This window comes from Rhizobium grahamii CCGE 502 (assembly GCF_000298315.2).
Lineage (GTDB): Bacteria > Pseudomonadota > Alphaproteobacteria > Rhizobiales > Rhizobiaceae > Rhizobium > Rhizobium grahamii.
The window spans coordinates 36,188-49,079 of sequence record NZ_AEYE02000014.1 but is presented as its reverse complement, the minus strand read 5'-3'; the positions used below and the strand labels follow the sequence as shown (position 1 = coordinate 49,079).

At 60.2% G+C, this 12,892-nt stretch carries 11 protein-coding genes and 2 pseudogenes; 8 read left to right on the top strand and 5 right to left on the bottom strand.

What is annotated here, in order from left to right:
• Positions 1-66: 66 nt before the first annotated feature.
• Both RGCCGE502_RS12170 and serB read right to left on the bottom strand, forming a co-directional pair.
• A pseudogene (locus RGCCGE502_RS12170) lies at positions 67-632 on the bottom strand (GNAT family N-acetyltransferase).
• Positions 629-1,519 (bottom strand): phosphoserine phosphatase SerB, encoded by an 891-nt coding sequence (serB, locus tag RGCCGE502_RS12165; protein ID WP_016554461.1) that lies wholly within the window; start codon positions 1,517-1,519, stop codon positions 629-631. Before serB ends, RGCCGE502_RS12170 begins: the two are co-directional and overlap by 4 nt.
• A 1-nt stretch (position 1,520) precedes the next feature.
• Between serB and miaA the strand changes: the two genes are divergently transcribed.
• On the top strand, positions 1,521-2,411 hold the full coding sequence (gene miaA / locus RGCCGE502_RS12160) for a tRNA (adenosine(37)-N6)-dimethylallyltransferase MiaA (RefSeq protein WP_016554460.1): 891 nt from the start codon (positions 1,521-1,523) through the stop codon (positions 2,409-2,411).
• Between the two features lie 11 nt (positions 2,412-2,422).
• On the opposite strand, the gene RGCCGE502_RS12155 is transcribed toward miaA, so the two are convergent.
• Positions 2,423-4,519, bottom strand: coding sequence for an ATP-binding protein (locus RGCCGE502_RS12155; protein ID WP_016554459.1), 2,097 nt, complete (start codon positions 4,517-4,519; stop codon positions 2,423-2,425).
• A 344-nt stretch (positions 4,520-4,863) separates the two neighbouring features.
• Between RGCCGE502_RS12155 and RGCCGE502_RS12150 the strand changes: the two genes are divergently transcribed.
• Together RGCCGE502_RS12150 and ilvN are read left to right on the top strand one after the other, a co-directional pair.
• Complete coding sequence (locus RGCCGE502_RS12150; protein WP_019279901.1) at positions 4,864-6,657, top strand: acetolactate synthase 3 large subunit; 1,794 nt, start codon at positions 4,864-4,866, stop codon at positions 6,655-6,657.
• 26 nt (positions 6,658-6,683) lie between these two features.
• Positions 6,684-7,256, top strand: coding sequence for an acetolactate synthase small subunit (gene ilvN, locus RGCCGE502_RS12145; RefSeq protein WP_016554457.1), 573 nt, complete (start codon positions 6,684-6,686; stop codon positions 7,254-7,256).
• 70 nt (positions 7,257-7,326) lie between these two features.
• Here ilvN and RGCCGE502_RS12140 read toward each other — a convergent pair whose 3' ends face one another.
• On the bottom strand, positions 7,327-8,304 hold the full coding sequence (locus RGCCGE502_RS12140; RefSeq protein ID WP_016554456.1) for a LysR family transcriptional regulator: 978 nt from the start codon (positions 8,302-8,304) through the stop codon (positions 7,327-7,329).
• An 85-nt stretch (positions 8,305-8,389) separates the two neighbouring features.
• On the opposite strand from RGCCGE502_RS12140, the gene RGCCGE502_RS12135 reads away from it, so the two are divergent.
• Positions 8,390-9,514: an alkene reductase gene (locus RGCCGE502_RS12135; protein WP_016554455.1), complete on the top strand. Its 1,125-nt coding sequence runs from the start codon at positions 8,390-8,392 to the stop codon at positions 9,512-9,514.
• Between the two features lie 62 nt (positions 9,515-9,576).
• Here the strand turns inward: RGCCGE502_RS12135 and RGCCGE502_RS12130 are convergent, their stop codons facing one another.
• A complete protein-coding gene (locus tag RGCCGE502_RS12130; RefSeq protein ID WP_019279900.1) occupies positions 9,577-10,425 on the bottom strand; it encodes an aldo/keto reductase in 849 nt (282 codons plus the stop codon).
• Positions 10,426-10,584: 159 nt separating this feature from the next.
• Here RGCCGE502_RS12130 and RGCCGE502_RS12125 point away from each other — a divergent pair, with 159 nt between their 5' ends.
• From RGCCGE502_RS12125 to RGCCGE502_RS12110, 4 genes and pseudogenes are all read left to right on the top strand, one after another.
• Positions 10,585-11,178: a LysE family translocator gene (locus tag RGCCGE502_RS12125; RefSeq protein WP_016554453.1), complete on the top strand. Its 594-nt coding sequence runs from the start codon at positions 10,585-10,587 to the stop codon at positions 11,176-11,178.
• Positions 11,179-11,301: 123 nt separating this feature from the next.
• A complete protein-coding gene (gene nthA, locus RGCCGE502_RS12120; RefSeq protein ID WP_439332339.1) occupies positions 11,302-11,877 on the top strand; it encodes a nitrile hydratase subunit alpha in 576 nt (191 codons plus the stop codon).
• Positions 11,874-12,532, top strand: a pseudogene (gene nthB / locus RGCCGE502_RS12115) (nitrile hydratase subunit beta). The gene nthA and the pseudogene nthB overlap by 4 nt, the downstream one beginning before the upstream one ends.
• Complete coding sequence (locus RGCCGE502_RS12110) at positions 12,519-12,890, top strand: nitrile hydratase accessory protein (RefSeq protein ID WP_016554450.1); 372 nt, start codon at positions 12,519-12,521, stop codon at positions 12,888-12,890. The pseudogene nthB and the gene RGCCGE502_RS12110 overlap by 14 nt, the downstream one beginning before the upstream one ends.
• Positions 12,891-12,892: the final 2 nt, after the last annotated feature.

Here is a 12,892-nt window from a genome sequence, read left to right as displayed (position 1 = left end):
GAAGCGTCAAATGGACGATGGTAAGCGGTACCATGTGCTCATGGTGCCGTGCGCTGATATTTGGCGCTAGCGGATCCCGCGTTCCCATTGCTGACGGCTGATCGTGTAAAGAACGTGGCGTTTCAGATGCGGATGCGTGTCCGGAATGCAGGGTGGTCGAAATCGCGATCAGGTTCATGATGCAAGCCAAGCCGCTGCATGACAGCGGTCGAACGATGGTTGTCGGTTACCGCAAACGAAACGATTTCGCTCGGGTCGAACTCTGTGAAGCCATGGCGCAGTGCGGCCATTCCCGCTTCTGTCGCATATCCGTTGCCCCAGTATCGTTTCGCGAGACGCCAGCCGACCTCGATGGTACCTGCCGGCAGAAACGGTTCGAGTTTGGGTCTCCAGAGGCCGCAGAAACCGATCGGCTCATCGGTTTCCTTCAGGGCTATCGCATAGAAGCCAAGTCCGGTCTTGGCGATACTGTCGCGGATAGTGTCGAGCATCAAATCCGCTTCAACTCGGTCGCGACGGAAGGCGAAAAATTCCATCACCTCCGGATCGGAGTTGATCTCGTGGAACAGCGGCCGATCGTCATCGGTCCAGTTGCGCAAAAGCAGGCGATCGGTCGCTAGGATTACCATCATGGCACTACGAAATCGGTCTTGCGGTAGCCCTGGATATAGAGCAGGGCGCTGAGATCGCCGTGATTGATCTGTATCTTCGCCTGTGCTGCAACGGTCGGTTTGGCGTGCAAAGCGACGCCGGATCCAGCCAATTGAAGCATGCCGAGGTCGTTTGCGCCGTCTCCAACGGCAATGGCGTCGTCGGGAGAAATACCGAGCCTTTCGGAAATATCATTCAGCGCATCGACCTTGGCCTGCTTGCCGAGGATCGGTTCAGAGACGAAGCCGGAAAGAACACCAGCCTCTTCCAGCAGAACATTCGCGTGGTTCTCGTCGAAGCCGAGCGTCTTTGCGATGGGGCCGGTGAAGACGGTAAAGCCCCCGGAAACCAGCGCTGTGTAGTGCCCCTTGGACTTCATGGTGGCGATCAGTTCCCGGCCACCCGGAGTGAGCGTGATTCGTCTGGAAATGACGTCGTCGACGACGCCGATCGGTAGCCCTTTCAAGAGCGCAACGCGCTCACGGAGGGCTGGCTCGAAAGCGATCTCGCCATTCATGGCGCGAGCAGTGATCGCGGCGACCTTCTCCTTCAACCCCACTTCGGCAGCGAGTTCGTCGATGCATTCCTGGCCAATCATGGTTGAGTCCATATCGGCGATCAGAAGTCTCTTGCGGCGTGTCTCGGCATCCTGGATGACAAGGTCGATCGCAGCGCTGCCGATGACGGCGAGGATGTTGGCCCGAGCGGCTTCGACGTCGGCCCCATCCCTCAGTGCGATATCGCAGGCAATTCCGTCAGCCAGCCAGTAGAGACCGGAAGCTTTCACGGCATCGGCCGCCTGCTCGGCAATCGACTGCGTGAGAACAGGATTTGACGGATTGGCAACAAGCGTGGCAACGAGGGCCATGATGGAAAACCTTCTGAGCGCATTGGACGCGATCCTGATAACCGGGCCGACCGCCAGCGGCAAGTCCGCGCTCGCGGTCGAATTGGCAAAAGAGCACGGTGGCGTCGTCGTCAACGCAGACAGCATGCAGGTCTACGACACGCTGCGCGTGTTGACCGCGCGGCCATCTGAAGACGATATGCAGGGTATTCCCCATTACCTCTACGGTCACGTCCCCGCGAGTCGTGCCTATTCGACGGGGGCGTGGCTGCGCGACGTTACTGATCTGCTGCAGCGCCTCCGCGCCGATGGGCGCAAACCGATTTTTGTTGGCGGAACGGGCCTCTATTTCAAAGCGTTGACGGGCGGCCTTTCCGACATGCCTGCGATACCGCAGGACGTGCGCAACAGCCTTCGTTCACGCTTGCAGGATGAGGGGCCCGACGAACTCTATCGGCACCTGCAGGAACGCGACCCTGCTGTCGCCGAAGGTCTTCGTCCGCAGGATGGGCAGCGGATCGTGAGGGCGCTCGAGGTTGTCGAGGCGACTGGCCGCTCGATCATCGATTTTCAGGCGCAAGCGGGACCGGTGATCATCGACCCGTCGGCGGCTCGCAAGATCGTGGTCGAACCGGAGCGCGCCGTCCTTCACCAGCGGATCAACGGGCGATTTGAAAAGATGCTGGAGCAGGGGGCTGAGGACGAGGTGAAGGCGCTGCTTTCGCTTTCGTTGCCACCTGATTTGCCAGTGATGAAAGCGATAGGCGTTTCGCAGATTGCGGCGATGTTGAAGGGCGAGCTTACCCGCGACGAGGTTTTGGAGCGGGGCGCTGCTGCAACGCGGCAATATGCCAAGCGGCAGATGACCTGGTTTCGCAACCAGATGGACGAAAGCTGGGAGCGCTTGCGGTAGCGCTGCGCTCGCTAATCCTTGTTGTTGAGGCTGCTGAGCGGCTTTTTCAGTATGCTATCCCGGAGGGACATACCGGGTTCGCGGCGAATGCTTCCCCCGACAGTTGGGCCTTCGCCGGATCCCGGCTGCGATTCTCCGCGTATTTCGCGTCGCAGGGCCTCGAGGCGGCTATCGATAGACGTTTCCGGCGCTGCAACAGGTGGGCGCTGTGGAGCGGCAAGGGGCTCGCGCGGTGTTCCTGATCCCGGCAACATATCACGACGATAGGGTTCGATTGGCGCCAGCGGTGGCGTTGCCAGGGAATGACTGGGCGATGGCGCTGAGGGATAGGCGGAGGGTGCTGCTACCGGTCCGTCGAAGTCGTTATCATAGTCGTCTTCGTCATCGTAAGGACCGCTGGGCGGCATTGCGGCGGCGTAGCTTTGCTGGAACGCGGAAATATCCGGGCCGCTGGTGGCGCGCATGCGGGTTACGATCTTCCGCAGATCGACGTTGTCGGGATCCTCGTCGCTGACCTTCACATTGGCACCGTTGGCCTTCGGCAAGTAGCGCTCCTCAACGCGCGAGAAGCGCATTCGCATTGGAACGCTGATCGCTTCACCGAAGGCAATCGCCTCGCCGTTGCCGATCGAGGAAATGAAGCTGGTCGTCGAGATCGACGAGTTAGGAATCGCCGAACGGATGATTTCCTGGTCGCGATCATTGGCAAGGCGCATGGCAAACAGTGTCGAGCACTGCGACAGGATCGTCTGATCGAGTTCGCCTGGACGCTGGGTGATGATCCCCAGCGACACGCCGTATTTGCGGCCTTCCTTGGCGATGCGGGCGATTGCCTGTCTTGTCGGGAAGAAGCCGAGATTCGGATCCGACGGAATGTAACGATGCGCTTCTTCGCAGACGACGAGCATGTGGATGGCGCCGTCGCTCCACAATGCGATTTCAAAAGCCATGCGGCAAAGAACCGAAGCGACTGAGTTCACAACCTCGGAAGGGATGCCGGACAGCTGGAAGGTGCAGATCGGCCTGTTGTCGCCGGGGATGCGGAAGATTTCCGCCACCGTCTCCATGATCGTGTCGCTGATCGTGTTGCTGGAGAACATGAAGTGGTAGCGCGGATCGTTGATGGCAGCGAGAACGCGCATCTTCAGCGACCGGAGCAGAGGCTTTTCACTGCGTCCCTCGAGCCTGCCGATGCGTTCGTCGATCAGCGCCAGCAGATCGGCCATCCGATAGGGAACCGGCGTATCCGCCGTAATCGAGCTCTTTTCCGTTGTGCGCCTGACGAGCGAATTGTCGCTGCCGCGGAAGGCGCGCTTTGCCTCCGGCAGCAAATCCCGCAGGATGTCGACTTCTTCCGGAATCGGTGTTCGGCCTCTGAAGACCACTTCTGCGAACTCTTCCAGTTTCATCAGCCAGAACGGCAGGTCGAGTGTGTCCGTATCGATGACAACCGAGTGCTTAGGGAAGGCGGCCGCAAACTCGTTGTGCGGGTCGAGGATCAGTACGCGCAGCTTCGGGTCAGCCTCTATCGCCTTGTGCAAGAGCAGAGACACGGCTGTCGATTTGCCGACGCCGGTCGAGCCAACGATTGCAAAATGCTTGGACAGCATCGAGGGAATATGGATGGCGGCATCAATGCTCTCGTCTTGCGTGAGCTTGCCGATCACGGCCGTTGTTCCGCTGCCGGCGTCATAGATGCGCATCAAATCTGTCGAGCGAATGCGGTGAGCGATGGCGCCGAGATAGGGGTAGCGCGAAATGCCGGTCGAGAATTGCTCGCGGCCATCCTCGTCAACGCGAACTTCGCCAAGCAATTCGGTTTCGATTTGAAAGTAGTTGTCTTCTCCTTCGCCCCAGCTGTGACCGCCGGTGTTCATGGAGTAGACGAGGGCGACCACCCGGTTTCGACCAACGCTGATCGAAATGAGCCTGCCGACCGACCACAGTTCGGCCAGCTCTGTGCCGCCGGCTTCTGCGACGGCAGCGATCGTGGCACGAGACCCGCTACACGCAACAACGCGGCCAAGAAACCGGTTACCCGGGGTCTGGTCGTCGCGGCGGTCATGCTCGCCTGCCTTGCCTGCCGTGTGCAAGTCCTTGTTCAGCAAAGGGCTACTCCCTGCGGTAGTAAAGGAGGATATGAGCGAACGTTTAAGAAAGTCTTTTTGCGACAGGCGCCGGTCCCGCACGGCTTCTGGTGGTAGGGATGATGCTCGATTTTTTATTGCTGCATGCGTTGACGATGCGAAATTTTCTGTCTATCACTTCGCCCCATGAAAATCGCAGTAGCTCTTATCGTGGTGGGAAGGCGCATGGGCAGGATGGTGTAACCATCCGGCGATAGCCACCCATGCGCTAGACGAAGGCTCCCACAGGGGCCTTTTTTTATGCCCGAAATTCGGGCTTCCGGACCATAAAACTCAAATCCCAGCAGTCAAAACGGAAAAGAAACATGACGGGCACGGACAATCAGGCAGCAGGCAATCGGATGACGGGAGCGGAGATCGTCCTCCAGGCGCTGAGGGACAACGGCGTCGAGCATATCTTCGGCTATCCGGGCGGCGCAGTGCTGCCGATTTACGACGAGATCTTCCAGCAGGACGATATCAAGCACATTCTCGTCCGCCATGAGCAGGGCGCCGGCCACGCCGCCGAAGGCTATGCCCGCTCCACAGGCAAGGTCGGCGTCATGCTTGTTACCTCGGGCCCGGGTGCGACGAATGCCGTCACGCCGCTGCAGGACGCCTTGATGGACTCGATCCCGCTCGTTTGCCTGACCGGCCAGGTTCCGACCTCGCTGATCGGTTCGGATGCGTTCCAGGAATGCGACACTGTTGGCATCACGCGCCCCTGCACCAAGCACAACTGGCTGGTGAAGGACGTCAACGATCTGGCTGCGATCATCCACGAAGCCTTCCGCATCGCCCAGTCCGGCCGTCCGGGTCCTGTTGTCGTCGATATTCCGAAGGACGTTCAGTTTGCGACCGGCACCTACACGCCGCCGTCAGCCCATGCGATCCAGAAGAGCTACCAGCCGAAGGTTCAGGGTGATCTCAGCCAGATCCAGGCTGCCATTGAACTGATGGCAAGCGCAAAGCGTCCGGTCATCTATAGCGGTGGCGGCGTTGTCAATTCCGGCCCCGAAGCTACCAAACTGCTGCGCGAGTTGGTCGAACTGACGGATTTCCCGATCACCTCGACGCTGATGGGCCTCGGCGCTTATCCGGCATCAGGCAAGAACTGGCTGAAGATGCTCGGAATGCACGGCTCCTACGAGGCGAACATGGCGATGCATGACTGCGACGTCATGGTCTGCATCGGCGCCCGCTTCGACGACCGTATCACCGGCCGTATCAACGCCTTCTCGCCGAACTCGAAGAAGATCCACATCGACATCGACCCGTCCTCGATCAACAAGAACGTTCGCGTCGATCTTGGGATCCGCGGCGATGTCGGAAGCGTTCTGGAAGATATGGTTCGCCTGTGGCGCGCATTACCGAAGAAGCCGGAAAAGAGCCAGATCGCCGATTGGTGGGCCGATATCGCCCGTTGGCGCGCGCGTAATTCCTTCGCCTATACCAAGAATAACGACGTCATCATGCCGCAATACGCGCTGGAGCGCCTCTATGCGCTTACCAAGGATCGCGACACCTACATCACGACCGAAGTTGGTCAGCACCAGATGTGGGCAGCACAGTTCTACGGCTTCGAGAAGCCGAACCGCTGGATGACCTCGGGCGGCCTCGGCACCATGGGCTACGGCCTGCCGGCAGCGCTCGGCGTGCAGATTGCCCATCCGGAAAGCCTCGTCATCGATATCGCCGGTGACGCCTCGATCCAGATGTGCATTCAGGAGATGTCGACGGCGATCCAGTACGAAGCGCCGATCAAGATCTTCATCATGAACAACCAGTACATGGGCATGGTCCGCCAGTGGCAGCAGCTGCTGCACGGCAACCGCCTGTCCAACTCCTATACGGAAGCGATGCCTGACTTCGTCAAGCTCGCCGAAGCCTATGGGGCCGTTGGCTTGCGTTGCGATAAGCCTGATGAGCTGGACGGTGCGATCCAGGAAATGATCGACGTCAAGAAGCCGGTCATTTTCGATTGCCGTGTCGCCAATCTCGCCAATTGCTTCCCGATGATCCCGTCGGGCAAGGCTCACAACGAAATGCTGCTTCCGGACGAAGCCACGGACGAGGCGGTCGCCAATGCGATCGACGCCAAGGGCCGGCAGCTCGTTTGATATCAAGGTAGAGGAAACCCACGATCATGAATGCACATCTTCAGCCGACGGGCTCTGCCTATTTCATCTCGCCCGAGACGGCGGCGGCCGAAAGCCATACACTTTCGGTCCTCGTCGACAACGAACCCGGCGTCCTTGCCCGCGTCATCGGCCTGTTCTCAGGCCGTGGCTACAACATCGAGAGCCTGACCGTCTCCGAGACCGAGCACCAGGCGCACCTGTCGCGCATTACCATCGTGACGCGCGGCACGCCGCACGTGCTCGAACAGATCAAGGCGCAGCTTGAGCGCATAGTTCCTGTTCATCGGGTGGTCGATCTGACGGTTCGCGCCCGCGAACTCGGCCAGGAGCGTCCGATCGAGCGCGAAGTGGCGCTCGTCAAGGTCGTCGGTACCGGTGAGACGCGCGCCGAAACACTACGGCTCGCCGACGCCTTCCATGCGAAGGTCGTCGATGCGACGGTCGACCACTTCATCCTGGAGATCACCGGAAAGTCTTCGAAAATCGACCAGTTCGTGTCGATCATGAAACCGCTCGGCCTGATCGAAGTCTGCCGCACCGGTATTGCTGCAATGAACCGCGGCCAGCAAGGCATGTAAGCAAACAGATGTGCCGGGCGCCTTGGCGCTCGGCACGTCATTCGTTCCGATGGTTTCGGGGCGACTTATCCTACTCGGCAGCCATCATGGCGATGTCGTGTCCGGCATTCGCCTCAAGTACCTTGGCGCGAACCGGCTCAAGAGCGGCAAGGATCTGTTGGCGCAGCCACACATGACCGGCGTTTCGGTCGGACGAGGTGTGCCATCCAAGCGAGATGTCATAGGGTGGAATGTCCACCGGGCCTGGGCTGATGGCTAGGCCGAACACCGGCGCCCAGGCTCGGGCGAAGCTAGCCGGCACCGCAGCGATCACGTGCGTATCACGAACCAGGATCGGCAGCGTGAAGAGGTGCGGCGTCGTCACCGCGGCGCGTCGTTTCAAGCCACGCTCAGCCAGTACTTCATCCACCAGGCGGCAGCGCCCGTCCTTGCTGACGATCACGGCTTGCGGGGTCGCAAGAAACGTTTCGAGGTCGATCGCGCCTGGACCACCTGTTGTCCCGGGATTGCTGAGGATGACATAACGCTCGGACCAGAGCTTGCGACGTTTGTGGAGCTCGTTGCCGGTCTCTACCTTGCCGATCGCAAGGTCGATTTCGCCGCTGTCCAATAGATCCGCGGGATAATCCTGGTCGATCGACCGTATCACGAAATCGACATTTGGCGCCTGCTCGTGAACGGAAGCGAGGAGCGGTGGCATCAGCAGGCTTTCGAGATAGTCGGTCATTCCGAGCGTGAAGGTCCGCTCATCCGTTGCCGGGTTGAATTGCTCCGGCTCGATCAGCCGGGATTGGATCGTGCACAGGATGCCGCTGACGGTTTCCGCAAGTTCCTGCGCCCGCGGCGTCGGCTCGATGCCGCGCGCCGAGCGAACAAACAGTTCGTCCGACAGCAGCGCCCGTAGCCGGCCGAGGTTGTGGCTCAAGGCGGATTGGGAGGTGCCGATGCGCTGTGCCGCCCGCGTGACGTTGCGCTCGCTCATCAGTGCGTCAAACGCAACCAGCAGATTCAGGTCGAACTTCAGGATATGAGCGTGATCGATCGACATTATGATTTCCATCTGTTGGATTTATGAATGACGCAGAGATATCTGTTCGGTCGATGATAATCAACCGACTTAAGGAATAACGCTCATGAAGTCTCTCTTTGAAGCCTACGATCTTCGCGGCCAGAAACTTCGCAACCGCGTCGTCATGGCTCCCATGACTCGTGCTCGGGCGAAGGACGGTATCGCCGACCAGCAGACAGCCCGCTACTACCGGCAGCGCGCCGGCGCCGGTCTGATCGTCTCCGAGGGGACGCCGATCTCGCAAGAGGGAACGGGCTTTGCCTTCATTCCCGGCATCTGGTCGGATGAGCAGGTCCGCGGCTGGCAGGGTGTGACTGACGCCGTGCACGAAGAAGGCGGTAAGATCTTTGCGCAGATCTGGCACGTCGGTCGCATGTCGCACACCTCTCTTCAGCCGGCTGGCGGACTGCCTGTCAGCTCCAGCGCCAAGCCTGCGCGCGACGATAAGAGCACGGCCTATGCGTTCAATGAGGACGGCGTTGCCGGCTTCGTCGAAGCGAGCGTACCGCGGCCGCTCGGGACTGACGAGGTTGCGAGGGTCGTAAACGACTTTGCGAATGCCGCGGCCAATGCCATTGCGGCCGGATTTGACGGCGTCGAAATCCACGGCGCAAACGGCTATCTGCTGGAGCAGTTTCTCAATCCTGAAATCAATGACCGCGCCGATCGGTATGGAGCGGGCAACGTCGAGGACAGGACGCGCTTCGTGCTCGAGATCGTCGATGCGGTGGTGGCGCGGATTGGCGCGGAGAAGGTCGGCATCAGGCTTTCACCATTCGGCAGGCTGTTCGACATGCCGCTTCATCCGTTGGTCGAGGAAACCTACCTGCACCTTGCAGCTGCGCTGGCTGAACGGAACCTTGCCTATGTGCACTTGAAGGACCAGGGGCCGGCGAGTGCTCCGGCTCTTTCGAGAGATTTCCTGCACAAGTTCCGCCAGAGCTATTCGGGTACGCTTATTCTTGCTGGTTCCCTCGACAAGGGGCGCGCCGAGCAGTTTCTGCGGGACGGTTTGATTGATCTTACCGCCTTTGGTCAGCCATTCATCGCAAATCCGGATCTGGTAGAACGTCTGCAGGGGGACCTGCCGTTGGCAACGCCCAACCGTGACACCTACTACGGCGGCGGCGCCGAGGGCTACACGGATTACCCGGTATACGCGGGTGGCACTGAGGCAAAGGCTGCCTAGTCGCGGCGCCACCAACGATTTCCAGGAAATCGCAACGCGACTTCATAGAAAGCCGCTGGAGATCATAGCATCTCCAGCGGCTTTTTTCTTGCTGGAGGCGGGAAGACAGTGTCGAGTGCCCCCCAGTCCTCGTCGGTAATATCGAGCGAAACGGCGTCGCGGTTTTCGGTGGCGCGGGCAGCGCTCGATGTTTTCGGGATAACGATTACACCATCGCGCTCCAGCAGGAAGGCAAGCGCCACCTGGGCAGGCGTCGCCTGGTATGCCTTGGAAATGCGGACCAGTTCCGGATGATGCAGGATGCGACCCTGTTCGATCGGCGAATAGGCCATGACCGGGATGTGCCGCTCCTGACAAAATGGCAGCAGATCATATTCGACGCCGCGGCGCGACAGATTGTAGAGGATCTGATTGGCGGCGACGTTGTGCCCATCAGGCACGTCAAACAGTTCCTCCATATCGCTCTTGTCGAAGTTGGAGACACCCCAGGCCCCGATCTTGCCTGATGCCTTCAGCGCCTCGAACGCTTCGACGCTTTCGGACAAAGGGTGGTCGCCGCGCCAGTGCAACAAATAGAGGTCGATCCGCTCCGTCCCGAGACGCGACAGGCTGGCTTCGCAAGCGTCGATCGTGCCCTGCCGGCTGGCGTTCCAGGGATACACCTTGCTGACGAGAAAGACCTCGTCCCGGCGCCCACGGATCGCCTCGCCGACGATCTTCTCGGCGCCGCCATCGGCGTACATTTCTGCCGTATCGATCAGTGTCATGCCGAGGTCCAGGCCTGTCCGCAGGCTCTCGATTTCTCGCTTTGCCTCCGAGGATTTCTCGCCCATGTTCCAGGTGCCCTGGCCAAGGGCCGGGACCTCGGCACCGTTCGGAAAGCGGATCGTTGGGATGGCGTCGCCTTGCATGATGTCATTCCCGGTTTCGGAGAAGATTGGACAGATCGATGATCTTTCAACCAATCCTGTCACCATGACAATGGCCGTGTGGAAAGACAAATTTAGGTCACATACATTGACCTAAATTCAAAGGCCTCGCCGTACCGGACGCGGGCTTCGGGAGGTTCCATGCCGCTGGACACATTTCTTGCCCTTGTGCTGTTTGCATTTACGACATCCATAACGCCGGGGCCGAATAATATGATGCTATTCGCATCCGGCGTGAATTTCGGTTTCCGGCGTACCGCTCCGCATATGCTGGGTATCGGGGCGGGGTTCTTCTCACTGCTGATCGGCGTCGGTTTCGGGCTCGGCGCGCTCCTGCATACGGTTCCGGCGCTCTACATGACGCTGAAGTTTGCCGGTGGAGCTTATCTTGCCTGGATCGCGTGGAAGATTGCGACGTCCCGCTCTATCGGCGAAGGCAAGAGCGGCGCGAGGCCGATGTCCTTTCTCTCCGCAGCCGCCTTCCAGTGGGTCAATCCGAAGGCCTGGGTCATGGCCGTCACCGCAATGGCGACCTATACGATCCCCGACATCTATCTGGCGAGCGTTCTGATCGTCGGCGGCGCGTTTGCAATGGTCAACGTGCCAAGCGTGTCGACTTGGGCGGGCTTTGGTTCGGCGCTGCGCGATTGGCTGTCAGAGCCGACACGGCTCAAATGGTTCAACATCACCATGGCCGTACTGTTGGTGCTAAGCCTGTGGCCGTTGTTAAAGTAGATAACGGCTGGCGGTGAGCTTGGCGGCTGGATTTCAACCGCCTAAGATGCATCATGCATTGGCGGAGGATGTCCCTTGCACGACGATCACGACCATCACCATCACGACAACCGCTATACGGACATGCAGGCGCGGGTGAGGGCGCTTGAGACTGTCCTGACGGAGAAGGGGTTGATCGATCCCGCGGCGATCGACGCGATCGTCGAGACCTACGAGACGAAGGTCGGTCCCCGCAACGGGGCGCATGTTGTCGCGAAGGCGTGGAGCGATCCGGAGTTTGCTGACTGGTTGCGACAAGATGCGACAGCTGCGATCGCGAGTCTCGGATATGCCGGACGCCAGGGGGAGCACATGCGTGCGGTGTTCAACACCGACGACACCCACAATCTCGTCGTCTGCACGCTCTGCTCCTGTTACCCCTGGTCTGTGCTTGGCTTGCCGCCGGTTTGGTACAAGGCGCCGGCCTATCGTTCGCGGGCAGTCATCGACCCGCGCGGCGTACTGGCAGAGTTCGGCGTTACATTGCCGGAGAGCAAGAAGATCCGCGTCTGGGATTCGACGGCCGAGTTGCGGTATCTCGTTGTTCCCGAACGGCCGAACGGCACGGACGGTTGGAGCGAGGAACGACTTGCCGATCTCGTTAGCCGCGACGCGATGATTGGAACAGGTCTGGCAGCTGTTCCGGAGGATGCAAGATGAACGGCCCGCATGACCTTGGCGGCCAGATGGGCTTCGGCCCAGTCGCGCCGGAAAAGAACGAGCCGTATTTCCATGCGGAGTGGGAGAAGCGGGCACTTGGACTTACGCTGTCCGGCGGGCACTTGGCGCCTGGAACATCGACGAGAGCCGCCATACACGCGAAAGCATCCCGCCGGCCGATTACCTTGGTGCTAGCTACTACGAGATCTGGACGCGGGCGCTGGAGGTGCTGTTGCAGCGACATGGCTTCGTCACAGCCGAGGAGATCGATGCCGGCCGCAAGAAGTTGGATGGCGCGACGCCGAAGCGGGTGCTCAAGGCCGATATGGTGGCAGGCGTGCTCGCCAAAGGCGGCCCCTGTGACCGGTCAGTGACAACGGCGCCCCGGTTCGCTGCAGGTGACAAGGTTCGAACCAGAAATTTCAATCCGACCACCCATACGCGGTTGCCACGTTATGCGCGCGCGAAATCGGGCGTGGTGGAGGCGGTTCAGGGCTCGTTCGTCTTTCCGGACGACAATGCCCACGGAAGGGGTGAAAACCCGCAATGGGTCTATACCGTCGTGTTCCATGGCGGCGAGATCTGGGGCGAGGGTGCCGATCCGACACTCAGCGTTTCGATTGATGCTTGGGAGAGCTATCTTGAGCCAGTGTGAGACACGCTCGCCGCTGGCGCAGTCGCCGCAATTGCCGAGATCGGCTGACGGCGAACCGGTTTTTCCGGAGCCCTGGGCCGCTGAGGCGTTTGCGATGACAGTCCATTTGCATGAGCGGGGATTGTTTACTTGGAGCGAATGGGCGGAGGCCTTGTCCCGGGAGTTGCATAAGCCCGGCCGCGCCGAAGACGGCAGCGACTACTTCGACTGCTGGGTGGCAGCGCTTTCGGCGATGCTTGTCAAGCTCGGCGTGGCCGACGCCGACATGATTATCGATCTGCAGCGGAGTTGGCAGCGGGCGGCCGAGGCGACACCGCACGGCAAGCCGATCGAGCTTGCCAACGATCCGTTGCGCTGAGG

Bases quoted from the DNA above. Each gene is read 5' to 3' on its own strand.
- serB (WP_016554461.1), bottom strand. From the start codon at position 1,519: ATGGCCCTCGTTGCCACGCTTGTTGCCAATCCGTCAAATCCTGTTCTC.
- miaA (WP_016554460.1), top strand. From the start codon at position 1,521: ATGGAAAACCTTCTGAGCGCATTGGACGCGATCCTGATAACCGGGCCG.
- RGCCGE502_RS12150 (WP_019279901.1), top strand. From the start codon at position 4,864: ATGACGGGCACGGACAATCAGGCAGCAGGCAATCGGATGACGGGAGCG.
- ilvN (WP_016554457.1), top strand. From the start codon at position 6,684: ATGAATGCACATCTTCAGCCGACGGGCTCTGCCTATTTCATCTCGCCC.
- RGCCGE502_RS12140 (WP_016554456.1), bottom strand. From the start codon at position 8,304: ATGTCGATCGATCACGCTCATATCCTGAAGTTCGACCTGAATCTGCTG.
- RGCCGE502_RS12135 (WP_016554455.1), top strand. From the start codon at position 8,390: ATGAAGTCTCTCTTTGAAGCCTACGATCTTCGCGGCCAGAAACTTCGC.
- RGCCGE502_RS12130 (WP_019279900.1), bottom strand. From the start codon at position 10,425: ATGCAAGGCGACGCCATCCCAACGATCCGCTTTCCGAACGGTGCCGAG.
- RGCCGE502_RS12125 (WP_016554453.1), top strand. From the start codon at position 10,585: ATGCCGCTGGACACATTTCTTGCCCTTGTGCTGTTTGCATTTACGACA.
- nthA (WP_439332339.1), top strand. From the start codon at position 11,302: ATGCAGGCGCGGGTGAGGGCGCTTGAGACTGTCCTGACGGAGAAGGGG.